This is a genomic window from Flavobacteriales bacterium (assembly GCA_016699575.1).
GTDB lineage: Bacteria > Bacteroidota > Bacteroidia > Flavobacteriales_F > PHOS-HE28 > PHOS-HE28.
Genome location: CP064979.1, coordinates 369,491 through 391,110, shown reverse-complemented (window position 1 = coordinate 391,110; position 21,620 = coordinate 369,491). Strand labels below are relative to the sequence as shown.

At 60.9% G+C, this 21,620-nt stretch carries 20 protein-coding genes and 1 tRNA gene; 7 read left to right on the top strand and 14 right to left on the bottom strand.

The window, feature by feature from the left end:
• Positions 1-236: 236 nt before the first annotated feature.
• Positions 237-680 carry an IS200/IS605 family transposase gene (tnpA, locus tag IPJ76_01740; protein ID QQR86975.1) on the bottom strand — a complete coding sequence of 148 codons (444 nt, stop codon included), beginning with the start codon at positions 678-680 and terminating at the stop codon, positions 237-239.
• Positions 681-867: 187 nt separating this feature from the next.
• On the opposite strand from tnpA, the gene IPJ76_01735 reads away from it, so the two are divergent.
• From IPJ76_01735 to IPJ76_01720, 4 genes are all read left to right on the top strand, one after another.
• Entirely contained in the window at positions 868-2,280 is a 1,413-nt protein-coding gene (locus IPJ76_01735; protein QQR86974.1) for a glycoside hydrolase family 47 protein, read from the top strand.
• 139 nt (positions 2,281-2,419) lie between these two features.
• Positions 2,420-2,848: a DoxX family protein gene (locus IPJ76_01730; protein ID QQR86973.1), complete on the top strand. Its 429-nt coding sequence runs from the start codon at positions 2,420-2,422 to the stop codon at positions 2,846-2,848.
• Positions 2,849-2,872: 24 nt separating this feature from the next.
• Complete coding sequence (locus IPJ76_01725) at positions 2,873-3,346, top strand: type I restriction enzyme HsdR N-terminal domain-containing protein (protein ID QQR86972.1); 474 nt, start codon at positions 2,873-2,875, stop codon at positions 3,344-3,346.
• Positions 3,347-3,396: 50 nt separating this feature from the next.
• A complete protein-coding gene (locus IPJ76_01720) occupies positions 3,397-5,994 on the top strand; it encodes a S8 family peptidase (protein ID QQR86971.1) in 2,598 nt (865 codons plus the stop codon).
• Between the two features lie 9 nt (positions 5,995-6,003).
• On the opposite strand, the gene IPJ76_01715 is transcribed toward IPJ76_01720, so the two are convergent.
• The 13 genes from IPJ76_01715 to IPJ76_01655 form a co-directional block, all read right to left on the bottom strand.
• Positions 6,004-6,504, bottom strand: coding sequence for a DUF1572 family protein (locus IPJ76_01715; protein ID QQR86970.1), 501 nt, complete (start codon positions 6,502-6,504; stop codon positions 6,004-6,006).
• Between the two features lie 13 nt (positions 6,505-6,517).
• Positions 6,518-7,426, bottom strand: a complete 909-nt coding sequence (locus tag IPJ76_01710) for a sulfotransferase domain-containing protein (GenBank protein ID QQR86969.1) — start codon at positions 7,424-7,426, stop codon at positions 6,518-6,520.
• A gap of 77 nt (positions 7,427-7,503) precedes the next feature.
• Positions 7,504-9,462 (bottom strand): S9 family peptidase, encoded by a 1,959-nt coding sequence (locus IPJ76_01705; protein QQR86968.1) that lies wholly within the window; start codon positions 9,460-9,462, stop codon positions 7,504-7,506.
• Positions 9,463-9,647: 185 nt separating this feature from the next.
• The gene (locus IPJ76_01700) at positions 9,648-11,048 is read right to left on the bottom strand and encodes a glycosyltransferase family 39 protein (GenBank protein ID QQR86967.1); all 1,401 of its coding nucleotides are present in this window, start codon (positions 11,046-11,048) and stop codon (positions 9,648-9,650) included.
• 26 nt (positions 11,049-11,074) lie between these two features.
• Complete coding sequence (locus tag IPJ76_01695) at positions 11,075-13,294, bottom strand: TonB-dependent receptor (GenBank protein ID QQR86966.1); 2,220 nt, start codon at positions 13,292-13,294, stop codon at positions 11,075-11,077.
• Positions 13,295-13,350: 56 nt separating this feature from the next.
• Positions 13,351-13,797, bottom strand: coding sequence for a GNAT family N-acetyltransferase (locus IPJ76_01690; GenBank protein QQR86965.1), 447 nt, complete (start codon positions 13,795-13,797; stop codon positions 13,351-13,353).
• A 71-nt stretch (positions 13,798-13,868) separates the two neighbouring features.
• Positions 13,869-14,765, bottom strand: a complete 897-nt coding sequence (locus tag IPJ76_01685; GenBank protein ID QQR86964.1) for an IS3 family transposase — start codon at positions 14,763-14,765, stop codon at positions 13,869-13,871.
• Positions 14,766-14,788: 23 nt separating this feature from the next.
• Complete coding sequence (locus tag IPJ76_01680) at positions 14,789-15,055, bottom strand: transposase (protein QQR86963.1); 267 nt, start codon at positions 15,053-15,055, stop codon at positions 14,789-14,791.
• Between the two features lie 130 nt (positions 15,056-15,185).
• Positions 15,186-16,730, bottom strand: coding sequence for a vanadium-dependent haloperoxidase (locus IPJ76_01675; GenBank protein ID QQR86962.1), 1,545 nt, complete (start codon positions 16,728-16,730; stop codon positions 15,186-15,188).
• A gap of 75 nt (positions 16,731-16,805) precedes the next feature.
• Positions 16,806-17,942, bottom strand: a complete 1,137-nt coding sequence (locus tag IPJ76_01670; GenBank protein ID QQR86961.1) for an AI-2E family transporter — start codon at positions 17,940-17,942, stop codon at positions 16,806-16,808.
• Positions 17,943-17,951: 9 nt separating this feature from the next.
• Positions 17,952-18,260 (bottom strand): hypothetical protein, encoded by a 309-nt coding sequence (locus IPJ76_01665; GenBank protein ID QQR86960.1) that lies wholly within the window; start codon positions 18,258-18,260, stop codon positions 17,952-17,954.
• Positions 18,257-18,916 carry a hypothetical protein gene (locus IPJ76_01660; GenBank protein ID QQR86959.1) on the bottom strand — a complete coding sequence of 220 codons (660 nt, stop codon included), beginning with the start codon at positions 18,914-18,916 and terminating at the stop codon, positions 18,257-18,259. Before IPJ76_01660 ends, IPJ76_01665 begins: the two co-directional genes overlap by 4 nt.
• A gap of 5 nt (positions 18,917-18,921) precedes the next feature.
• On the bottom strand, positions 18,922-19,485 hold the full coding sequence (locus IPJ76_01655) for a hypothetical protein (GenBank protein ID QQR86958.1): 564 nt from the start codon (positions 19,483-19,485) through the stop codon (positions 18,922-18,924).
• A 193-nt stretch (positions 19,486-19,678) separates the two neighbouring features.
• On the opposite strand from IPJ76_01655, the gene IPJ76_01650 reads away from it, so the two are divergent.
• The 3 genes from IPJ76_01650 to IPJ76_01640 all read left to right on the top strand — a co-directional run bounded on the left by IPJ76_01650 (position 19,679) and on the right by IPJ76_01640 (position 21,473).
• Positions 19,679-20,395 (top strand): NRDE family protein, encoded by a 717-nt coding sequence (locus tag IPJ76_01650; GenBank protein QQR86957.1) that lies wholly within the window; start codon positions 19,679-19,681, stop codon positions 20,393-20,395.
• A gap of 57 nt (positions 20,396-20,452) precedes the next feature.
• A tRNA-Ser gene (locus IPJ76_01645) sits at positions 20,453-20,539 on the top strand.
• A gap of 511 nt (positions 20,540-21,050) precedes the next feature.
• The gene (locus IPJ76_01640) at positions 21,051-21,473 is read left to right on the top strand and encodes an EamA family transporter (GenBank protein QQR86956.1); all 423 of its coding nucleotides are present in this window, start codon (positions 21,051-21,053) and stop codon (positions 21,471-21,473) included.
• The last annotated feature ends 147 nt before the right edge of the window (positions 21,474-21,620 follow it).

Genomic DNA, 21,620 nt, shown 5'->3' with positions numbered 1-21,620 from the left:
CATGCAACATGCTACGACCCCTTCAGGGTCGATGCGCACCGCTGACGACCGGCTCATGGCTGCGACCCCTTCGGGGTCGGAACCGGACCGGATGGACCATGCAACATGCTGCTACCCCTTCGGGGTCGGATCAATCGTCCAACAGGACAGGCTATTCATGACCCCGAAGGGGTCACAGCCTGTAGCCCGAAGCAATAAATGCCGCACGACCCCGAAGGGGTCGCAGCCGGTGTTCCTCACGGCAGGTATTTCGGGTCGAATTCCACACCAGCCTCGTTCAGCAGGTCGATCAATTCCTCGCGGAACGCCTTCGTTCGGTGATGGTCCTCCTGCCCCGCGATGTATGCTTTGATCGCATCGCGCTCCCGCCATCCGACCGTGAACACGCCATACCCTTCCTGCCATTGGAAGGTCTTCAACCCCGCATGCTCGCGCACCCATTCGGTCGATGCCTTCTTCAATTCCCTCACCACATCGGGGATCGCGTGCGTCGGCTTCAGATCGATGAGCAGATGCACATGGTCGATCCACCCACCGACACCATGCGGCACACCATCAAGACCGCGGATGGTCCCGCCCATGTACTCCCATAACTGCGGCCGCCACGACTTGTCCAGGCAGGCCAACCTGTTCTTCGTGCCGAACACGATGTGGTAGTGCAACTTGAAATAGGTGGACATGGCGATGGCTCTTGTGCCTTGGTGAATGTAGAACACCGGCTGCGACCCCTTCGGGGTCGAATCCAATTCCGATGGCACATTCAACATGCTTCGACCCCGAAGGGGTCGAAGATCTTTGCTGCTGTTGCTTCTAACCGCTTTGACCCCTTCGGGGTCTGCATCGCCGATCGATCCGCATCTTCGCTCCATGCGCATTCTTCTCGCTCTCCTTTCCGCTGGTCTTCTGGCATCTTGCTCCGCACCTTCCGAAGAGCAGCAAACCACCACACCTCCGCCCGACCCCACCTACCTCCGTCTCGCCGAAGAAGTCCGCCAGGAGACCCTGCGCAGCTGGAAGGCCTACAAGCAATACGCCTGGGGCCATGATGCGCTGAAGCCGCTCACCAAGAGCGCCGAGGACTGGTACGAGCACCCGCTCTACATCTCACCGATCGATGCGTACAGCACGCTGAAGCTGATGGGCTTCGACGCTGAGGCCAAGGAGATCGAGGACTACGTGGTCGATTCACTCAGTTGGGATAAGGACATCAATGCGAAGGTCTTCGAAGTGGACATCCGCATCCTCGGCGGGCTATTGAGCATGTACGAGATGACCGGCAACCCCAAGGTGCTCGCCAAGACCGTGGACTTCGCCGACCGCTTGATGCCCGCCTTCAATACGCCCACCGGCATCCCGACCTACCACGTGAACCTGCGCACCGGCAAGACCAGCGGCGATACGGTGAATGTCGCGGAGGCCGGAACGAACATCCTGGAACTGGGCATCCTCAGCTACTACACCAAGGACCCGAAGTACTACGCCGCCGGCAAGCGCGCCACGCTGGCCATCCACGAGCGCCGCTCCAAGCTTGGTCTGCCGGGCACGGACATCAACGTGCGCACCGGGGAATGGACGAACCGCAACGCCAGCATCTGCGCCGGAGTTGATAGCTACTACGAGTACCTCTACAAGACCTACCAGCTTTTCGGCGACACCAGCATCGGCCGTGTTTGGAGCGAAGCCATCGCTGCCGTGAATACGCACCTGCCGGAACAACAGGACAGCCTCCTCTGGTACGGCCGTGTGAACATGGACGATGGCTCGCGCACGAGCGATGTGATCACGCTCTACGATGCCTTCCTCCCTGCGCTACTGGTGCTGAGCGGGGACACGGCTCGCGCTGAGCGTATGCAACGCACATACGACCATGTCTGGCGCATCCGCGGCCTGGAGCCCACGGCCTACGATTACGGCAAACGCGAGGTGCGAGCGGGTGACTACGACCTGAACCCGGAGATCATCGAGTCAGCGTACTACTTGTACCACTTCATCGGGAAGCCCGAGTACCAGCAGATGGCCGCACGCTATTGGGCCGATATCAAGCAGCACTGCCGCACCGATGTCGCGTTCACCTCCATCGCCGACGTGCGCACGATGGAGCCGAAGGACTACATGCCCACCTTCTTTTTCGCCGAAACGATGAAGTACCTGTACCTGGTCTTCTCAGAGGGCAATGGCCGCTTCGACCTGGGCGAGCAGGTCTTCAACACCGAAGCGCATCCTTTCAGGCGCAGCAGTTTCGCCGACCCCATGGAAGTGAGGAAGCGGTTGGGGCTCTGAGGTAGCCGCTCCCACCACTTTCCTGCGGCAGCACCCGGCCGGGGTCGGCACAGGGCCACCGGCGCCTTAGCTTTCGGTGTTCTTTGAGCGGCCGGTGGTGGGGAAGTGAAACCGTCGCATTCACCAAAACCTCTTCGTCATGGAGTCTGCAAGCGTTGTGAACGGCGACTTGGCTCGCCGGAAAAGCAAGAACGCCCTGCTCTGGGCCTTGCAAGGTTTCTTGTTCGTGGCTTTCGGCACTGCGGGGATCATGAAGCTCACGATGTCCATAGCCGATCTGACAGCGATCATGACCTGGCCCGGGGCCGTACCGGAATACTTGGTGCGCGCGATAGGTGCCGCCGAGCTCGCTGGTGCCGCCGGCGTGTTCCTGCCCGCCCTCATGCGCATGCAGGCATGGATCACTTCATATGCTGCCATGGGCTTGGCCACGGCGATGATCTGCGCAGTGGGCTACCACCTCATGCTGTTCCAGGGTGCCATGCTGATCCCCAGCATCGTGTTGGGTGCCATTGCGGGCTACGTGGCCTACGGAAGGGAGCGCGAGGTACCGTTCCAAGCCAAGTGAATCGCTGCTGCTAGTTTCGGCGCTGTGGCAGCGCAGCTCCAACTTCCTGACTTCGGCTTGAAGCTGCGTTCGCACGGGACGGGGGAGGAGGTATTCGATCCGTGCCGCAAGCTGTGGGTGGCGCTAACGCCCGAGGAGAACGTGCGCCAGCATTTCCTCAACTACCTCGTGCACGAGCGCCAATGCCCCTTGGGCTTGGTGCGCACCGAGCACGAGATCAAGCTGAACGGTATGAGCAAGCGGGCGGACATCGTGGTGCACGATGAACACGGGCAGCCGCTGGCGCTAGTGGAGTGCAAGGCGCCGGAAGTCCGGATCGACCAAGCCGCTTTCGACCAGGCGGTACGGTACAACTTGGTCTTCAAAGTGCACTGGTTGATCCTTACGAACGGTTTGAAGCATTATTGCTACCACTTGGACCCGGGTACCGGGGAAGTCAAGAACCGGTCGTTGATACCTACCTGGACCGACATGAGGGCCGCAAACGGCAGGGTCTAATTTCGCTCGGCGCCCGGGCATCGACCTTCCGCCTGTTGCGTCTTCTGAACATGCGTTTCCTCCTCACTGCCATTGCCCTTGGTGCTGCTCTTGGTTCGGCAGCACAACAGCCCACCAAAATGAACGTGCATCTGCGCACGTACCTTCAACGGGTGCAAGGCACCGGCGTTCAAGTGCACCTGTTCCTGCGCGGCGACGAAGGCGCCATTGACGCTGCGGTGAGGGCCTTTGATGGAACGGTGAAGTACCGAATGGACGGGTTGGTGAGCGCCATGCTCCCTGAAGGGAACGTGGCCGTGGTGATCGGCCAGGACTGCGTGCAAGGCGTTGAGTTCTCCCTTTTCCCCGGTATTGCCATGAACGACAGTGCGCGAGTGCACAACCGCATCAACCCCGTGCATCAAGGTGCTGCGCCGCTTGTTCAAGGCTACACAGGTGCCGGTGTGGTGGTCGGGGTGATCGACCAAGGCTGCGACTGGCGCCATGGCGATTTCCAATTGCCCAACGGCGATGCCCGCATCATGAAGTTCTGGGGCCAGACCTACGGATTCGATGCGTTGCTGACACCGCAACCCTACAACTACGGCCAGGCTTGGGACAGCGCGCACATCAACAACCTCCAGTGCCCGGCTTCGGATCAGCCCGGGACGTTCGGTCACGGAAGCACGGTGACGGGAGCTGCGGCAGGTGACGGTTCATTGACCGGCAATTGCAAGGGCGTGGCGCCGGATGCGGACATCGTGGTCGTGAGCAATGGCATCAACATGCCGAATTGGACGAACACCGTGGTGGACGGTGTGCAGTACATCTTCGAACAAGCCCAGAGCATGGGCAAGCCCGCAGTGGTGAACCTGAGCCTCGGCAGTTACTTGGGAAGTCACGATGGCCAGGATGCCGCAGCGCTGATGATCGACGATCTGCTGAACGCGGCCCCGGGCCGTGTGGTAGTGTGCGCAGCGGGCAACAGCGGCAACTGGCCCAGCTATCATACACGCACCAACAGCGACAGCGACACGGCCTTCACATGGTACCTTACCAACAACCAGAGCTTCCTCGGTTACCCGGCTGTGTACTTCGACGTGTGGGGCGACAGTGCTGACATGGTCAACTTGCAGTATGCACTGGGCGCGAACCTTCCCGGCGGAAGTTTCGCTGATCGCGGCCGCACCAGCTTCCATGATGTGCTGAGCAATGCTGGCGTGCTGATCACCGAGCCCATCGTGAACCCTGACGGCGATACGCTGGCGGTGGTGGACTACTTCGCCGAGCAGCGCGGTGGGCAGTACCATGTGGAGGTGCACGTGGCCCAGCCGGACAGTTCCACGCTCTACTGGCGTTTCATGACCGTGGGCAATGGTGCACACGACGGTTGGGCCATCGGTGGCGCGGGTTGGCTCAGCGGGCAGGTGACCACTGGATTGCCGGACGCGGTCGATTTCCCGTCGATCGTTCACTACGTATTGCCTGACTCGCTCCAGAGCATCGTTACCAGTTGGGCCTGCAGCCCGAACGTGATCACCGTGGCGAACTACCACAACGAAGAGTGGTACATCGGCGCGCACCAGGACACGGTGTTCGTGACCCCGGACGAAGGCTCGCGCGACCCCGGCAGCAGCAGTGGGCCTACCCGCACCGGACTGTTGAAGCCCGATGTGGGGGCCACGGGTTCCTTCACCTTCAGTCCTGGTCCATTGAGCACCATGGCTGCCATGTTGAACCAGCCCGGCAACGTTTGGAAGATGCACCCCGACAGCCTGCACATGCGCAACAGCGGCACCAGCATGGCCAGCCCTGTAGTAACGGGTGTGGCCGCGCTCTACTTGGAAAAATGCCCGAACGCGCCGCACAGCGAAGTGATCGCAGCAGTTCAAGCCAACGCCTACGGCGATCAATGGACCGGTACCCTTCCCAATGTCGATTTCGGGTACGGCAAAGTGGACGGTTTCGCAACGCTGGCTTACGGAGCCCCCTCGACCATCACGGCCAGTGCCACGGAGTTCTGCGAAGGGGACAGTGTGCTGGCGCAAGGCCCTGTCGGCATGACCGGTTACCAATGGAGCAATGGAAGTGTTGATCCGCAGGTGTACGTGTCGAGCACGATCGCTTTGGGCCTACAGGTGGACTACGGCAGCAGCTGCACCGCGCGCGCCGACACGCTCCAATTCACGGAATTGCCTGCACCAACAGCACCGGTGATCGTCCTCAACGGGGTCAGCCTGGAAAGCACGGTGGCCACGGACTACCAATGGATCTTCAATGGCAACGACATCCCCGGCGCCACGGACCAGACCTACGATCCGACCGTGAACGGCGAGTATCAGGTGCTCATCACTGATGGCAACGGATGCACTGCGATCAGCGACACGCTTTACTTCGGCAGTGCCGCGGTCGTGGAAAGGGACGTCACCGGTTTCGGGCTATGGCCATCGCCCACCACGGGAATGCTCAACGTTGATGTGCCGCCCGGCTTGGTGGGTGCGGTTTCCTACGAAGTGCACGACGAGCAAGGCCGGGTGGTGGCCAGTGGCCCATTGGCCGGAGGTAACGGATCGCGCACCGTGCAGCTGCCCCGACTGGCTAAAGGGCTCTACGCGATGCGGCTTGCGGACGGGAACGCTGTGTTCGTGCAGCGCTTCACGTACGAGTAGGCAACAGGGTCAGTTCGTCTTCGACAGGTCCTGCCCGGCGTAATAGCCGGTGTCCACGTCCAGCAGCAACTTGGTGTGCAGGGTCACTTGGCCCACGTGGTAGCTGAAGTGCTCGGTGACGTGCACGATGATGGCCACGCCGGTTTCGTGGTAGCACTGGACCGCGTATTCCTTCGCAAGCTGTTCTTGGCCCAACCCGCTGATGGTGCGCTGTGCGAGGTCCATCACTTCATCCAGCCTTGCCAGCAATGCCGGCTTGTCCAACGAACCCATGTCGGCGAACTCCGCGTCGCGATGCCGGTGATCGCTTGCGCCACCGAGCGTGCTGTTGATCCACTGGCCCACATTGCCGCACAGGTGCAGTACGAGGTTGCCAACGCTCACCGTGTTGGCGTTCGCCCGATGCCAGAGCTGCTCGTGCGTGAGCAGGCCCACGCACTTGTGCAGCCGGTCGCGCCCTTCCAAGAGGTGCTTGATGCAGGCTTGTTTCAGCAGTTCGTCGGTGCTCATGGCTACCCGAAGATCATGCCCAAGGTGCTTGTGCCAGCATCGGTCCGAACATGCGGTCCAGCTCCGCCACGGTCTCCGGCTTCAGTTTGTTCTTGTGGTCGCCGCTTTTGGCCACGCGCACATGCTGGTTCTTGTCGCCTGATCCTTTGACGCTTCGGCCTTCGTGCGCCAGCTTCTCCACCAAGACCGGGTGCTGGTCCAATCCACAGTGCGCTGCGATGCCGCGCAGCCAACCAGCGTGATCGGCAACCATCTTTTCGTAGGTCGTGATGTGCGCCCAAGGCTTGCCGTTGTATTCGCGCAAGTAGTCTTTGTAGATCTTCAGCAGTTTGGGAGCCTCCTCCATCACGGCTTCATCAATGGTCTGTGACAGGACCTTTTTCCGCTGCTGCGCAATGCGCTCATTGATGATCGCGTGGCTGTAGGCCTGGCTGTAGTACTGACTGGTCAGCACATCGCGCGGGTCGCGCAGCACCACCACCACGCGGAAGCGCTCCGGGCCGGGGATGGCGCAATGCGTGCGCAGCGCGCCGTAGAAGAAACCCTGCGGCCTGAACATCCGCTGCAACGAGGCCGGGTCGTGGAAGTGGTCGTACAACTTTCCGCTGCTGGTGCTGAAGTACGCGTTGAAGTCGGCGGGCACCATGCCGTGCGCCTTGGTCAGTTCGCCCACCATCTTCTGCACGTGCATGCTGGCGGCCTTGGCCACGGTGAAGAGCACGATGCTCTGCCGTTTGCCCACGTTCAACGGCTTCCCGGCGATGAGCGCGCGCTCCACCCGGTAGTGCAGGAAGCGGGAGCGGGGCTTGTGGTAGAGCCATACGCTCAGCAACGGCCAGCGGTCCTTGATGCGGTTGTTGAACCGCCCATGCGCACGGTCCACCGCCATGAACAACCTCGTTTTCCAGTCGTTGCGTTGCATCGGTCCAAAGAAACGGGTCCTGTGAACAAGGAACGCGGGCTGTTCGGCCCGCGTTCCTTGAGCATGATATGCGGCCCTTATTCGGTGGGCAACGCCTGCGAACGCTTCGGAGCGCTCTTGTAGCCGTTGCCGATGTGCTTCTCCAGGAAGCTCTCCATCGCACCATAGAAGTCGAAGCGGTTCTCTTCGTTGTGGAAGCCATGGCCCTCGTTGTCCTTCACCATGTATTCCACCTTGACGCCGCGCTTTTTCAGGGCGGCCACCACCTGGTCGCTCTCGTCCTTGTTCACGCGCGGGTCGTTGGCGCCTTGGGCGATGAACAGCGGGCACTTCACGTTGTTCATGTGGAACACCGGGCTGCTCTCGCGCATGGCCAGGCTGTCGGCCTTCGGGTCGCCCACCATCTCGTACATCATCTTCTTGTACGGCTCCCAGTACGGTGGGATGGTGTTCATGAAGGTGAACAGGTTGCTCACGCCCACATAGTCAACCGCGCAGGCATAGAGGTCGGGCGTGTATGTGATGCCGGCAAGCGTGGCATAGCCGCCGTAGCTGCCACCATAGATGGCCACCCGCTTGGGGTCCACTGTGCCTTCCTTCACCAACCAGTTCACGCCGTCCGTGATGTCGTTCTGCATGGTGCGGCCCCACTGCTTGAAGCTCTTTTCCCAGAAGGCGCGGCCATAGCCCGTGCTACCGCGGAAGTTCATCTGCAGCACCGCATAGCCCCGGTTTGCCAGGAACTGCACTTCGCTGTTGAAGCCCCACTCGTCGCGTGCCCAAGGACCGCCGTGCGGGTTCACCACCAGCGGCAGGTTCTTCGGGTCCATACCGCGCGGAATGGTCAAGTAGCCATGGATGGTCAAGCCGTCGCGGCTGGTGTATTGGATGGGGATCATCTGCGCCATCTGTTCCTCGGGCAGCCAGGGACATGCCGTGCTCAGGTGTTCGAGTTTACCGGTGGTGGCATCGTAGAAGTAGTACTTGCCCGGGTTGCGGTCGCTGCCGGCCCACACCAGCATCTTCGTTTCCGTGTCGTCCTCGCCGTACACCCAGAAGTCGTAGCCCTTGAAGTTGGCGCCCAACTTGGTGTAGAGGGCTTCGGTCTCCGTGTCCAGGAAATGGCGCTCGCTCTTGGCACCGGTCCATGTGGCCACGGTGAGCACTTTGCGCTTGCGGCTCCAGTCCACATTGTTCATGTCGTATTCGCCGTTTTCGTGGATGACGCGCATCTCCTTCTTCGCGGCCAGGTCCCACTCCACGATCGCGGTTTTGTCGCGCCCGCCCAGGTTGTGGTTCACGATAAGGTTCTTGTTGTCGAAGGTGAACATCTGCGGGCCCCAGCTGTCCTTGAAGCTCGTGCGCATGTACTCCGCGAATGGTTCGTTGGCACTGGCTCGGTAGTAGTAGATCTGGTCAACGCCATCGGTGCGCGTGGCCATGCGGATCACGCCGGCGTGGTCGGTCACCCAGCTCTCGTAGTTCTCCTGGTTGTCGTACATCGGCTTCAGTTCGCCGGTCACCACGTTCACCAGGTACGGGTCGAAAACCTGCGGGTTGCGCTGGTTCATCTGCACCATCACGCTCTGCTCCATGCCTGCGATGTTGTGCAGGTCATCGAGCACACCGGCCCGCACGTCCTTCTGCGGGGTCAGCGCCTTCACGTCCTTGCCATCGATGCTCGCGCTGAAGACGATGAAATTCTCATCACCATTGATGTCGCGGCTGTAGATCAGGCGGTCGCCTTTCCAGAAGTAGCCGCCAACATCGCGGATCGTGTCACTGGTCACTTGTGTCACCTCGGCGCCGCCCAACTTCTGTACGAAGATGTTCATGCGGTTGCGCCACGGAGCGCGGTAGCTGATGTACTGCCCGTTGGGGCTGATGCGGAAGCTCACCTTCTCCGGGTTCTTGAAGAAGTCCTCCATGGGGATGGGCTTCGGGGTGCTGTCCAGGAGCGGTGCTTTTTGCGCTTGCGCGGAAGTTGCGCCCAAGCAAAGGGCCACTGCCAGGGCTGAAGTGAGCGATCGTGCCATCGGTTGGTTCGGTAGTTGGTTTACGGTGCCGAAAGTGGGCATCGGTGCTGGAACAGTTCCATCCGATCCATGAACGGTTGTGAATGCCGCGCGGGCGGGGCGGGGTTTGCCGCGACTACTTTCGGAAGCCCGAGCGCGTTTGCAACGCGCTCGCCAGGGAAAGGCGCTTGCAGCGCCACCCAACATCACTTCCGGAAACGGTACACCCACACCTTTTTGGTGGCTTCAACGGAATCGACTGTCGGGAAGAGGCTTCTCAATTCGGCGGACAAGTCTTGTTGGGAAGTGTTCAGCATGTTTCCGGCATCAACTATCACCACGAACGCATCCCGCTCTCGTGCATGTGCTGACGGATCGAATTCTTTGGTGCTTGAGACACCCCGCTGGCTGAACGCCTTGGTTCTTTCCAGATAGCCTTCACTTTGGAAAGTTGTCACGCCATAGCCAGCCACCATAGTATGCACGTACCATTCCGGAGTGAACGCGAGTAACGCTTCTGGGGCGCTCGCCCATTCATTCACCTGCTTCACCACGGCACTCGGCTTCAAACCGTTGTCCTTCCAAGGTGTGAACGTGAGCAACATGCCGACGCATGCAACTGCGAGACTTCCACGGACCAATTTCCGGTTCCCCGCTAGGGCTCCCAGCGATGTGGCCACCAACAGCGCAAACCCCGGTGCCGCCCACACCAGGTACCTGTCCAAGTACAACGGCACCACGAACGACAGCAGGAACAAGCCCGCCAGAGGCACACCGCACCACAGCAAAGCCAATCTCTCCAGCGTGCCCTTCATATTCGACTTCCACAAACCGAAGACCACCACCGCAATGAACACCACCGTGATGACCGGCGCATTGCTCCAACGCCACAACATGCTGTAAGGTTCATCCCATGCGGGCGCAGTAAGCCAAGTGCCCTGCGCCACACTGGTGCCCACGCGCTGCGCGAAGACCCAGCCGTAGGGGAGGAAGAGGACCAATGCAATGGCAGTCGCTTTGAACCAGCGCTTGTGTCCGGCCCTCCATTCAGGCACCAGCAGCGTGCACAAGAACTGGATGCCAATGGCCGCCCATCCCATGAAGTGCGTGTACACTAAGGCGGTGTTCACCAAGGCGAGCCACAGCACCGCACGCGGACCGTTGCGCGCCATGCGGTCCACCTGCCACATGCCAGAGATGGTGAGCAGCGTGAGCAGGCTGTAAGCACGCACCTCGTGCGCGTAGGTGTAGTGCTCATTGCAGAAGGTTAAGAGCAAGCAGGCCCCGGCGGCCGTCCACAGGCTGGCATGCTTCCGCGCCAGCAGGAAAAGCGGCCACACCGCCAGCGCGCTGAACACCGCGCTGGGCACGCGCAGCCATGGCACTTCGTAGGGCGTTGCCGCGCTCCACCACTTGATAAGGAAGAAGTACAGCGGCGGATTGTTCTCATCGCGGAACATCGCCAGAAGGTCACTCGTCTTCTGCTGCGACCAGAATACCGTGAAGGGTTCATCACCGCTGAGCTCGTTCACGCCCAGCCAGCACAGCTTCAGCACGCCGTTCAGCAGCAGGAGCGCGAGCAGGACGTAGCGGTCAGCACGGGCCATGGGCGCCGAAGCTACCCGGCCCCCGTTCAGATGCGCATGGCCACGGTGAAGGAGAGGTTGCGCCCGTCCGACGGCCAGATGCCCGGGCCCGGATAGAACTGCGGGCGCTTGGTGAAGTATTGCTCATCGAGCAGGTTGTTCAGGTTGGCCCTCAGTTCCAGGTGGTCGTTCACATGGAGAGTTGTGTTCACGTCCAGGACACCGTACGCAGGCACCACGCCCACCGTGCCAGTTGCGTTGGGCTGTTCGGTGTTCAGCGCATCCGCATAAGAGTCGCTTACATAGCTGTAGAGCACGCTGAGGCGCCAGCCCCTGTAGCGGAAGGTCGCGCCGTTGCGGCTGATCCATTCCGGGACGCTCTCGATGCGGTTGCCGCTGATGTCCACGTTGTTGGAACCTGATCGGATGATTGCATCGCGATAGCGACCGTCCATGTACGAGGTGGATGTGAACACCGATAAGCCCCATTTCGCTCCAGCTCGCACATCCGCCTGCAGGAAGCACTCCATACCGCGCGTCACCGAGTTGCCGATGTTGGTGCGGCGGATGATCGTGACGCCAGCGCTGTCCTGCTCGGCAAGGGTGCCGAGCCGGTCGTTGTACTGCACTTGGAACGCGCTAACGTCCCATTTGAACCAGCGCGAGAAACCACGCACACCGATCTCCATGTTGTCGCCGTAAGCGTCCTTCAGATCCTTGTCGCTCACTTCATACACGGTGGCCGGAATGATGTCCTTGAGGATGACCGGTCGATAGGCCTGCGACCAACCGGCATAGACGTTGGCGCGTTGGCCCAAGGTGTGCTCCGCGCTCACCGCAAAGAGCGGGAAGTTGTGCTCGATCGTATTGGGTAGTGTTTCATCGCTGTAGTAGGTGATATCACCGGTGAAGTCGCTGCTGCCCATTTCCAACCGTGCTCCCGTGGTCATGGACAGGCGGTCGGTGAAGGCCCATCGGTTCTCCAGGAAGGCAGCCAGGTTGGTGGTGCGGAAGTGCAGGTCGCGGCCGAAGCCCGATGTGCTGAGGGTTAGGTCGTAGTCCGTGCCCGTGGTGCCTTTGCCTTGCTGGCGCCGATGCAGGTCGTTGTTCATGTACTGAACCCCACCGGACCAGGTGCTAGTGCGGTTGAACAAGGTGTAGTGGCGGCGCACGCGCAGCTCGCTTGTGTAGCTGTTGAACTGGTCGATGTCCACCTGACGTGGAGCATAGGCCAGCGTAGTGGTGTCCAGCGCATCCGCGATGTTGCTCGACCTGTCGAAGAGCACGCTGTTGCGGCGGCCGAGCACGGTGGATGTGGCCCAGCGCACTACAGTGCGTTCGTTCGGCCCCCATTCCACAACGAACGATGGAATATGGATATCAGGCTGGTAGTAGTTCCGAGTGCGGATGCTCATGCGCGGGTCCGCATGGAACATGCTATCGTTCAGTGGACCGGGCAGCTGCACAACGTAGTCCGAGCGGGTCCACTCTGCCCGGAAGCTCAGGCGCGGGTTGGGCATGAAGCCGATGGTGACGTTCTGCGACTGGAAGTCGGAGCGCGCATTGTCGCGATAGCCATCAAGTCCCTTGCGTTGCATCCACACATTGTAGGTCCACTTGCCCATTTTGCCGCTGGCACGGTTGAAGGTGCTCAGCAGCCCGTACGAACCCACGGTGCTGATGTTCTCGAAAGCGAAACAGCGCGTGGTGTCAGCCTGTTTGCTCACGAAGTTGAGCATGCCACCGAACTGCGCGCCGTACTGCAACGATGCCGTGCCGCGCAACAGTTCAATGCGCTCCACGGCTTCCATGGGTACGTTGTAATGGCTGGCCGGGTAGCCGTACATGTCGGAATTCGTGATGATGCCGTCCTTACGGATGTTGAACTCCCAGCCGCGGTGCGGGTCTAGCCCCCGGGTGGAGATGTTCATCTGGTTGCCGGTGCCGTCCATGTCGTACACGAACACGCCCGGGATCTTCGCGAAGAGCTGGCGGCCGAGCTTTTCGGTCAATGCCGCATCACGTTCGGCCAACGCCACCACTTCGTTCTTGCGGCCGCTGAAGAGATAGGTGCCCTGCACGGGTTCCAAGCGGTAGATATCGTTGCGGATGATGCGCTTCACTTCGGTGCCCGGCAGAGTCCGGACCTTGGTTGTGTCAGTGCCCTCTTGTGCAACGAGCGAAGCGGTGGAGAAGAGGAACATCAGAAGCAGGGACTTGCGCATGAGCGCAAGAAACGTCCCGCACTTCGACGCACGGGCCCCCATTGTGCGAAGTGCACCCTCTGGGGTGCGAACCGAGGCCCAGCGCGGTTCGTGTGGACCTATGCCGAGCCCATCAGCGGACGGTACATGATCCGGTGCACACCGAAGCCTTCCAGCGCGAATGGTTCGCCCTTGGTGCTGAAGCCGAGCTTCGCATAGAACCCGAGCGCCTTCTCGCGTGCCTGGCACCAGAGCACGTCGGCCCTTTTGGCCTCCAGCTCATCAAAGGCAAAACGCAGCAAGTGCTGGCCAATGCCCTTCCCACGGAAATCGGGCAATACCGCCATGCCGCGCAGGCGCCATTGGAAATGCCCTAGCACCGTGGGTTGGCGCTCCTTGTAGAAGGAGCTGACGGCCACCAACTGCTTGCCTTCGAACGCACCCAAGTGGAAACTGTCCGGGTTGCGGTCGTTGGGGTAATCGCAATCCTCCAAAGTTTGGTGCGGGCGTAACACTTGATGGCGCAACGACCAGCAGTCCTTGGCTTTAACAAAGGCAATGCGCATGTGCTGCGAAGCTCTTACCCTGCGGCCATGCAACAATAGGACTTCGACGAACGGCTGTAAGCACCCCCATTTTAGGCGCAGCGGTTTGTAAAGGTACTTTTGAGTGTGGTGGTGTTGTGGATGTCCTGTTGAACTGTGGGGAAGTCCGCGCGTGAGCCTGTGTAGTGGGCAGGGAGTTGTCCACATTTCAACAGGAACGCACGGGGCGATAAGCGCAGCAACGACCTGTGCGGGCGCTGGTTGTTATAGCGCCACATCCACTCTTGCGTGATGGTGCGTACTTGGTCCAGGCGTTCGAAGATCCACGCATTGAGCACTTCGGTCCGGTACGTTTTGTTGAAGCGCTCGACCAAGCCGTTCTGCATGGGCATGCCCGGCTGGATGTAGGTGAAGGCGATCCCGTTGGATGTGGCCCATTCCTGCATGGCGTGTGCGATGAACTCCGGGCCATTGTCCATGCGAAGGCGTTCGGGCTTACCACGCCAGGCGATCAGCTGGTCCAGCTCACGGATCACGCGTGCAGCAGGCAGAGAGGTGTCGACCGCTATGCACAAGGCTTCCCGGTTGAAGTCATCGATCACGTTGAAAGTGCGGTACTTGCGACCGGTCACCAGCGCATCGCTCATGAAGTCCATGCTCCAAGTGATGTTCGGGCCGATGGGCAGCACGATCGGGTCCTTCACCCGCTCGGGCACCCGGCGCTTCGTACGCCTGCGCAAGTGCAGGTCCGCCTCCTTGTAGAGCCTGTGCACCCGCTTGTGGTTGGCCCCGGTCCCCTCAGTGACCATCTGGTCGAAGGTCAGACCGAACCCCCATGTGGGGTTCTGATCCACCACTCGCATCATGTGCTCGATCACTTCCGCATCGTTCTTCTCCTTGGGCGCATAGCGATACACGCTCGCACTCAAGTTCAACAGCTTGCAGGCCCGGCGTTCGCTGTACTGGCGCTGTTCGACCAGTCGGCGCACGACCTCTCGTTTGTCGTCCGGGCCTACAACTTTCCCTCGATGATCTCCTTGAGCACCTGGCGGTCCATCTGGGCCTCGGTGTACATCTTCTCAAGGCGCGCATACTTGGCCTTCAGCTCCTTGAACTCCTTGAGCTGGTTGGCGTCCAGGCCGCTGTACTTGGCCTTCCACTGGTAGAACGTCGGCTGGCTCACGCCATGTTCCCGGCACACGTCCGAGACCTTCTTGCCTGCCTCATGCTCGCGCAGCATCGCAATGATCTGCGTCTCGGTGAATCTGCTCTTTCTCATCCTGATCAAGTTTAGGTGGTTCTACTTCCACCTGCACCTGTTTCAGGGGGTGCTTACACGGCCTGTAAAGCAGAACGCCGTGGCCGCATTCACCCAGGCCACGGCGTTCTGCCGAGAATGACAAGAAGGACTACTGCGCGGTGTGCACGAATCGCATGATGGTGCGCTCAGCACCGATCACCTCGGCCACATACGCACCTGCTGGTAGGCGGCCCAAGGCGTAAGGACCACCGCCGCGGAAGTTGCGAACCACGATGCCGCTACCAACGGCAACGACGCGGATGTGCTCCGTGCCAACGCTGGCACCCGGAATGAGCATGCCGTTGGTGGCATCGTAGCGGATGTCTGCAGGTGCGCCCACCACAGTGGGTTCTACCGCGGTGATGAGGCCATCGAACAACGCCACGATGTTCTGAGCTATGAGCGCGCCGTTCTCCAGACCATTGATGTTCGAGAACGTGTAGTGGATGCCACCGAGAAGACGGCTGTTGGCGCACTCGGCCGCGGCGCTGTCGAAGCTGGGATAGCTGCGTGGCCCGCCGAAAAGCGCACCGTGCGTGCTGTCCGTGAAGGCGAAGTTGGTGCCGAACACCTCGTTCATCGACTCGCCCCAGGCACCGCTGCCGCTGCTGTGGCCGCTGGTGAACTCGGGGAAGGGCGGTGTGTTGATGATGGGCATCCAGTTCGCATCTATGTACTGCGGGATGTAGTGCCGGGGGCGGTGCCAGTTGTGCATGTACTTCCAGCGCCAGCACGCCACGAAGGCGTCGGCCACGCTCATGGTCATGATCGCGTATCCCCGCGCTGCGAAGGCCAGGTCCTTGCCCTCGCGGCGCATGAGCTGCTCGGTGAGCTGCACATAGTGCGTGGGCGGCGATTTCACGTCATCGGCCCAGTAACGCGCTGTCAGCGTGTCCGTGGCGGTAAGGGTCTGTGAGCGTTGGTAAACTTCCAATGCCGCGTCGTAGCAAGCGCTGCCAGGTACGCTGTCCACGGGCGGGGGCACCACGGTCATCAGCGCATTCATGGTGTCGGCCTCCATGAATGGACGCTTGTTTCCCCAGTGCGCTTGAAGTGCGTTCTGGCCGGGAGCAGGTTGCCAGAAACCAGGTCCTGCTGGGATGAAGTAGTTCGGGTCGAAGTTGGTGGTCTGCGACCGGTATGCGCCGTCCGTGCGGGCCATGTCCAGCACAGCGTTGGCAATGGCCGTTCCGAAGGCGCGGCTGCGCGCTAGAACATCAGCAGGCTCCCCTGCGAACTGTGCATCAAAGCCGTCACGGATCATGTGCAGGTCGCCCAGCACGGTCACATTGCCGTTGTAGAACAGGCTGTCCGCCATGCAGCACAGCGCGTAGTTGGCGCAGGTGGGCCAGTGGTAAACGCTGTCCGGGTTGGTGGCAGGCAGGGTGCCAAGCTCGGGCAGGTCGCCTTCCAGGCTGGTCCATCCGGGCACACCGTCAACAATGCTCTCGTAGGCGGCAAGGCCCATGTAGCCATAGGCGCGGCTGCTCACGGGCGGGCTCATGCCAGGCGTACCCGGGCAGAGGATGTAGGTGTACTTGAAGTAGGCGTTCGGCACATCGCTGGGATGCTGATCGGCCGTTTGAGCGCTCAGTGCCGGGGCAAGGACCAAGGACGCGAGCAAGAGGGTGGGTGTGGGGTAGGGTCTCATCATACCGGCCAAACTACCGGCCCACCCCCGGCGAGCCCTCCGTCATGTGCATAACCGACCGATAGTGGTGCGGATGCCCTATGCCGGATCCGTGGGAGTGGAGGTCGCTTCTGCTGAAAGTGGTGTTACGGCAGGTCCTTCTTCCTCCTCGGTCTCGCCCAGCACGAACCTCCGGTAATAGGACAGCAGGAGCGTGGTGAGCGGCAACGCCAGGAGCAAACCCACCAGACCGAGCACGCTTCCCCATATGCTCAACGCCAACAGGATCACGACCGGTCGCAAACCCGTATTCTTGCCTTGTATACGTGGGGTGAGCACAAGGCCCTCCAACGCTTGCGCGGCGATGTACACCACCACCACCCACACCATCACGCCCCAGAACCCGGTGTGGTGCTCCATGCAGTAAATGCCAACGCTGAAGGCCACCGGCAGGATACTGAGCAGGCCGAAGTAGGGGATGAGCCCGAGCGCACCAGCCAGCACGCCCAACAACGTGGCCAACGGCAAGCCAATGATGTTGAAACCGATGATGTACACAACCGTGAGGATGCTGGCTATCTGTAACTGCCCGCGGAAGTAGGCGTTCATCACGCGTTGCAGGTCGTGCACCAATGCTGTCATTGGGGCGCGGTAATCCTCGGGCAGCAGGGTCTTCCACTTACCGGCGAGCTCTTCCTCGTCAACCAGCAGGAACACCATATAGAGCAACGTGGTGAAGACGGCGACCAGTCCGAAGAGCCAGCCGAACACATTGCCCACACCGCTCCAGAACCCCGGCAGGGCCTTTTTGCCCAGTGCCATCAGGTTATCGGTGGTAAGGTAGTTGTGATAGTCGATGCCGCCGAGGCTCACCACCGCATTGTGCAGCCATGGCGTGTGTTGCACTCGGGCTTGCAAAGCGGGCAGTTGCTCGCGCACCAGGTCGGCGAAATGCTTGGCCTCCTTGCCCACCATGGGAATGGCGATGGCCAGCAAGCCGCCCACCACGATGAGCACGGCGAGCATGGTGAGCAGCACGGCCGCCACGCGGTGCTTCACCAAGCGCTGCACGCGGTCCACCAGCGGATCGATGATGTAATCGAGGATCAGCGCGAGGATGAACGGGATGAGCACTGCGCTGAGGCTGTTCAGCACCCAGATGGCCGCCCAGACGGTGACGGCCACCACCACCAAATGGAGGAAACGTTCGAGGCTGATGCGGCCGGATGCGAGCATGGTGCAATGCTACTTCACCTTAGGGTCCGAACGCCGGTAGGTGAACGAGCGCCCCGACTGGAGCACGGTGATCACCGCGCAATGGCTCGGGTAGGTGACCTCCACCCGTTCGGAAAGGTCCGGCATGTCCGCGCAACTGAGCATGTAGAGGCCTTGGCATTCGGTGTCTCCGCAAGGGGAAAGTCGTTCCGCATGCAACAGACCATCGCTCCACCGCAGCACGAACCACGAGCCTGCCCCTTCACCGGCGAGCCATTGTGCGTCGGCGGGCACATGCGCCGGGCGCAGCGGTGCGGGCAAGGTCCTGTGGCGTTTCACGCAATAACCGCAATGGGTCCAGTGCTTACGGCAGGAAGCGCTACGCCGCTTGGTCCCGTCCGTGCGCAAGCCCTCACGTTGGCCAACGGCGTGGGCGAAAGCGTCCAAGGGAAAAGCAGGCCGGTGCGGGTGCGAAGTGCCGTGCTACCGGCCAGCAGCGCTGTGCAAACGAACCGGCTACAATTGCTGCCACCCGGCGCGAAGGGCCCGTAGGTATGGAAGCCGGTGTACTGCATGGTTTGCGCCTTGGCCATCACAGCTCCAGTGTTCACCGGTGTGGCAGCCCAATGCAAGGGACCCGCACCATGACATGCGGGGTTGTTGGCCAGTTCTTCCATGATGGAAGGCAGGTTCTGCGGCCGTGACGCACTCCAAACACATTTGGTCGACACACGCAGTTCGTGATCCGTTACCGCGCTGCGGACACGCGCCGTGCCTCCCGGCGCATGATAGCGCCCCATGTCGAAGTAGATCGGTTCTTCATCCCCGTTGCGCAGCACGAGCAGCGCTGCATGGCCCACTTGGTAATACCCGTCGCGGTTCACGGCCACGGCGCGCATCACCGCATCGTACCATGCACCTGCGCGTTTGCACCAGGTCTCCGGCCACGCGATCGCCGCGGCCCAGCCGTCATGCTCGCTGTTGGTCCGTCGCATTGCGGCTATGCGTTTTGCTTCCTGCGGTCGCGTATGGTGCTTGGGGCCACACCGAAGTCGGGGTGAAGTTGCACCGTCCTGTGTTCCTGTTCCACCGCAATGCGCAAGAGCGCCAAGTGGTGGATGCCATGGTCGAAAGCGTAGGCCAGTTCGCGGAAGAGCGAAGTGCGCATGCGCGTGCTGCCACTCCCGTCCGTACTGTGGTCCACCATCATGGACATGTCCGCATCGTCGCTGAGGCTTTCCATCCATGCCTTCAACGCGTCCAGCGTGCCGAGCACGGCAACGCGGTCGGTCTCAAGGGCCTTGTCGCGCTTGCGGGCGTCGTAGTCCACAGTGTTGTGCTCGGCGTTCAAAATGCACAGATAGAACTCCAGTACGTGGCGCATATGCTGGCCGATATTGGCGTTGCTCAGCACTGCAGCGGGTTTACGGTATTGCTCTGCTGTCAGAGCATGCACCAGCCGCTGTAGTTCGTCGAACTGCCTTTTCGAATGCTCAACGATCGGAGGGAGTTCGGCCGTTTTGGGGCTTGGGTGTCCGTTCCGAGCTGAAGGATCGCTGTCCATTGTGGGGGGGTGATGGGGCGGAAGCCGGTTATTACGGGTTGGGTCCGCCTCTTAAGTACGGGCGGCAATATGCCAATGGATGGGCGACGTGGACGGGTGGCAGTGCGAATTGGCGGTTCGGACATGTAAGTGGCTTGACCAACTCAGGGAGGTTGGTGGTGGCACGTTCCGAAGGGCTGTTCCTTTGGTGCCCATGTGCACAGTGTCCTTCGCTCCAATAGCCGGTGGTGGCCATGTCATTACGAGCAACCGTGATGAGGCCGTGGAGCGGCACGGTGGGCCTCCTATGCTGCGCCAAGTTGGTGCCGTTACCGTGCTGGCCCCAACCGATGGGGCAACGGGTACCACCTGGATCGCCGCTGCCAGTAACGGTCGTCAAGCCGTGCTGTTGAACGGATCCGATGCCATCATGCACTTCGCTGCCGTGCCTGCGCGGAGCCGCGGGATGATCTTGCTGGAGGCTTTGACCAACAGCGGTCCGCACTGGGCTCCGGATGAGCGTCAATTGGTAGGGGTGCATCCCTTCACGTTGCTTTGTTCCGCCGAGGATGGGCTTTGGATGTTGCAATGGAGCGGTACTGCGCGAACGCTCGTTGAACTGGACCCTTTGCAACCCATCATTAGGAGCAGCACTACACTGTATGAGGAAAGCGTACGGGCCGAAAGGCAGCGGCGTTTTGATGTGCTATGTGCCGAAGGCGTGCCCGCGCCTGCCGAGCTCTGGGCCTTCCATGGTACACCCCACCTCGATGACGTGGAGCAGGCCTTCGTGATGCGCCGGGGCAGCAGCCTCCGCACCGTTAGTGTTACGCAGATCATCGTTGGTGTTGAGGGGAACGCCAGCATGCTCTACCAGGACCTGGTAGGCGATGCATACAGCGAGACAGCCTTGGCGACGGCACCCCACTAGTCCTCCTTCGGCCCGGAGGCGGCATCTATCTTCGCCGCCCTTCCGAAAGGAAGGCCCGGAGAGGTGCCAGAGTGGCCGATCGGGTCTGTCTCGAAAACAGAAGTACCCGCAAGGGTACCGGGGGTTCGAATCCCTCCCTCTCCGCTAGAATGGTAATGGGTCCCAGCATTTTCTGGGACCCTTTCATTCAGCGGTGGTTGTTAGTGGTGTCAAATAGGTGTCAAACGGCGCTTGCCTTTTCCTGGATCTTAGCGGGCCACCCGGATGCCCTGACCGAAAGGGAGCACAACGGCTCGCGCAGCAGTGTAATGGCCATCCCAACATTGGCTAGACCGAAATGCTGCGTGGCGGCAATATGGCCGAGCTGCACCGCAAGGTGACAACAACTGCGAAGGCGCTCATGCTATTGGACTTCGCCAGGATGCAAATCTTCCGTCCGGATCGCGGGTCGGTCGGCGATTCGGCGGCGGATTCACGGCGCTGGCAGGCGGCCGCTTCCTCACAGCCCACTCTCAGGTTGCGCATCGAGAAGAGGAGTGCGTTGTGCGGGGCGTTGGGGGTGATAGGGCAAGAACGAACAAGCCCCGGACTGGTTACCGGGGCTTCGACGGAGGTCTGCGACATGCGTATGGTAGCGCAACGCGATCTTCGCCCTATGGACCGCACTATCCTGTACGCGCTGATCTCGATGCTGTTCGCCGGGATCACTTCCGTACTGGCCAAGTTCGGGATGAAGAACGTGAGCGGCGATACCGCGCTGGTGGTGCGCACCTCGTTGATCTTCGGGCTGGTGTGGTTGAACGCTTTCGCTTTCCGGCATGTGCATGCGCTGAACCTGCTGACGCGGAAGGACTATTTGTTCCTGGGGCTTTCCGGCGTGACCACGTTCCTGTCGTGGCTGTTCTACTACCGGGCCATGAAGGATGGGAACGTATCGGTGGTGGCCACGATCGACAAGGCAAGCATCGTGGTAACGTTGCTGCTTTCGTTCTGGATCTTGAAGGAGCCTTTCACATGGCGGCTTGCAGCGGGGGCGTCGTTGATCCTGGCGGGCTTGGTAGTGCTGGTGTGGAAGTAGTGAGAAATGCACACGCCTTGGACTCCTGGTTCTCTTGGTTGAGGGGTGACCGCACGGAACCGAGGCGCAGAGCCTGCGCGAGCAAATGCCATACAACCGATATGCTGGCGCGCTACCTTACCAGACCGATGATGACGGCAAACACGT

Excerpts from the sequence above, each read along its gene's own strand:
- IPJ76_01675 (QQR86962.1), bottom strand. The coding sequence starts at position 16,730 with ATGATGAGACCCTACCCCACACCCACCCTCTTGCTCGCGTCCTTGGTC.
- IPJ76_01730 (QQR86973.1), top strand. The coding sequence starts at position 2,420 with ATGGAGTCTGCAAGCGTTGTGAACGGCGACTTGGCTCGCCGGAAAAGC.
- IPJ76_01695 (QQR86966.1), bottom strand. The coding sequence starts at position 13,294 with ATGGGGGCCCGTGCGTCGAAGTGCGGGACGTTTCTTGCGCTCATGCGC.
- IPJ76_01650 (QQR86957.1), top strand. The coding sequence starts at position 19,679 with ATGTGCACAGTGTCCTTCGCTCCAATAGCCGGTGGTGGCCATGTCATT.
- IPJ76_01715 (QQR86970.1), bottom strand. The coding sequence starts at position 6,504 with ATGAGCACCGACGAACTGCTGAAACAAGCCTGCATCAAGCACCTCTTG.
- tnpA (QQR86975.1), bottom strand. The coding sequence starts at position 680 with ATGTCCACCTATTTCAAGTTGCACTACCACATCGTGTTCGGCACGAAG.
- IPJ76_01680 (QQR86963.1), bottom strand. The coding sequence starts at position 15,055 with ATGAGAAAGAGCAGATTCACCGAGACGCAGATCATTGCGATGCTGCGC.
- IPJ76_01660 (QQR86959.1), bottom strand. The coding sequence starts at position 18,916 with ATGCGACGGACCAACAGCGAGCATGACGGCTGGGCCGCGGCGATCGCG.
- IPJ76_01690 (QQR86965.1), bottom strand. The coding sequence starts at position 13,797 with ATGCGCATTGCCTTTGTTAAAGCCAAGGACTGCTGGTCGTTGCGCCAT.
- IPJ76_01670 (QQR86961.1), bottom strand. The coding sequence starts at position 17,942 with ATGCTCGCATCCGGCCGCATCAGCCTCGAACGTTTCCTCCATTTGGTG.
- IPJ76_01700 (QQR86967.1), bottom strand. The coding sequence starts at position 11,048 with ATGGCCCGTGCTGACCGCTACGTCCTGCTCGCGCTCCTGCTGCTGAAC.
- IPJ76_01640 (QQR86956.1), top strand. The coding sequence starts at position 21,051 with ATGGACCGCACTATCCTGTACGCGCTGATCTCGATGCTGTTCGCCGGG.
- IPJ76_01655 (QQR86958.1), bottom strand. The coding sequence starts at position 19,485 with ATGGACAGCGATCCTTCAGCTCGGAACGGACACCCAAGCCCCAAAACG.
- IPJ76_01710 (QQR86969.1), bottom strand. The coding sequence starts at position 7,426 with ATGCAACGCAACGACTGGAAAACGAGGTTGTTCATGGCGGTGGACCGT.
- IPJ76_01705 (QQR86968.1), bottom strand. The coding sequence starts at position 9,462 with ATGGCACGATCGCTCACTTCAGCCCTGGCAGTGGCCCTTTGCTTGGGC.
- IPJ76_01735 (QQR86974.1), top strand. The coding sequence starts at position 868 with ATGCGCATTCTTCTCGCTCTCCTTTCCGCTGGTCTTCTGGCATCTTGC.
- IPJ76_01720 (QQR86971.1), top strand. The coding sequence starts at position 3,397 with ATGCGTTTCCTCCTCACTGCCATTGCCCTTGGTGCTGCTCTTGGTTCG.